The sequence below is a fragment of the Mesorhizobium sp. M0048 genome, from assembly GCF_040323405.1.
Lineage (GTDB): Bacteria > Pseudomonadota > Alphaproteobacteria > Rhizobiales > Rhizobiaceae > Mesorhizobium.
On sequence record NZ_JAMYUV010000112.1, the window covers coordinates 1 to 1,641 of the forward strand.

The 1,641-nt window shown below is 57.7% G+C and carries 1 protein-coding gene and 1 pseudogene; one reads left to right on the plus strand and one right to left on the minus strand.

Annotated elements, in window-relative coordinates:
* Positions 1-559: 559 nt before the first annotated feature.
* Positions 560-790: pseudogene (locus tag NKJ84_RS32935) on the plus strand (efflux RND transporter permease subunit); the annotation flags it as partial.
* Positions 791-943: 153 nt separating this feature from the next.
* On the opposite strand, the gene NKJ84_RS32940 reads toward NKJ84_RS32935, so the two are convergent.
* On the minus strand, positions 944-1,641 hold a 698-nt coding region (locus NKJ84_RS32940; RefSeq protein WP_502904060.1), incomplete at its 5' end, for a calcium-binding protein.

Below are 1,641 nucleotides of genomic sequence, written 5' to 3' on the forward strand. Positions count from 1 at the left end.
TGCTCCGGCGTCAACATCAGCAAATCACTCAAGGCGGCACCTCCTGCCACCTTGAATCACCCAACAGAGATCAACTCAACAAATTAATGGGTCCTGACCCTAGCTGTCACGAACGGGCACTGGATCAGTCGGAGCGACGTTGTAGGAATAACATCACACGATATCCCTGCTGCCAAAGACATCCAACACAGTTTATGACGCAGTAGAACTAGAGCAGCGCTCGAAAAAGTGGTCACCGGTTTTTCGAACAAAGCGTGACACAGCTCGCGACGCTGAGGAACAGGCCGACGCTGCTGGCCGACGATTTTTTCGTGATCTGATCCGGCGCCTACGGCGGTGCGCGTGAAAACGAGATCTCACGGTACACGACAGTCAGGGTGAGAACGGGATGATGTGTTTGGATTGAAGATTCCTCAGCAAAAGGATCTTCGCCCATGCCACTGATTCATTCCGCTCTCATCGAGACGTTAGGTTGGCACTTTGCATTGAGCAAGAGCCGGCTTGTGACGCCGCCTGCGACGTTTCCGTTGGAATCGTAAAACAACGCACCCGTAACCTTGTCATAGACGATGTGGTCGTCGGCGTCGTGCGCGCTAGTTCCAGCGAAGAAATACCTTGGCTCGAGGGCTCCGGTGGCTCCAAGTCCCTGCATGCCGCATTGAAGGGCGCGTGCGAAATCGGCTTCACGGTTTTGTCGATCAGCATTTCGCTCGTCGCGATGTTCATCCCGCTCTTGCTGATGGGCGGCATTGTCGGCCGTCTGTTCCAAGAGTTCGCCATCACGGTAAGTGACGAACTGTATCTGGGGAGCGTCCTCGATACCGCTACAGTCCATGCCAGCACATCTGCACTTAACGAAAGAGGCTGGCGGGGTGCTGGTTGTCCACTTGGTCCTTGTTCGTCACAGCAGCGCCTCGCGCGATGTCGCTTCCCCGTCGGTTCTTCAGGTCACGTAGAAGGAGGCTGCCGAGAGAGATGGGGGGAAAAGCGTGGCGAACTGTGTTTGAGCTGTGCCGCCGATCCCGTCGCTGTCGAAAGAGAGCGCCCCGGTTGCACTATTGTAGATGATATGATCGGAACTGTCGTGCGCTGCCGTCCCGGCATAGAAAGCAGCCTGGGAAAGCGCCCCAACCGGAAGCCCTTTGAAAATGCCATCGTCGAGGTGGATCTTGTCCTGAAGCTTGTTGAAGTCGGTGATCCTGTCGATATTGCCGGCTCCAAGAGCGGTATTGAACACGAAGGCATCGTTGCCGCCATAGCCGGTCAAGATGTCGGCGCCGCCGCCGCCGTTGATGACATTGGCGCCGGCATTGCCTTGGATGGTCTGGGCAAAGGCGTTGCCGGTCAGGTTGATTGCCGTGGTGGCGGACGCGTTGATGGTGGCGAGAAGCTCGATCTGCGAGCCGGCCGCAAGGGCATGGCTTACCGAGGCCAGTACTTTGTCGGTGCCACCGCCCACCGCCTCGTTGACCTTGTCGCCGGCATTATCGACATAGTAGGTGTCGTTGCCGCCATAGCCGGTCATCGTGTCGGCGCCTCCGCGGCCGTTGATGATGTTGGCGCCGGCATTGCCCTGGATGGTCTGGGCGAACTCGTTGCCGGTGAGGTTGATTGCCGTGGTGCCGGACGCGTTGATGGTGG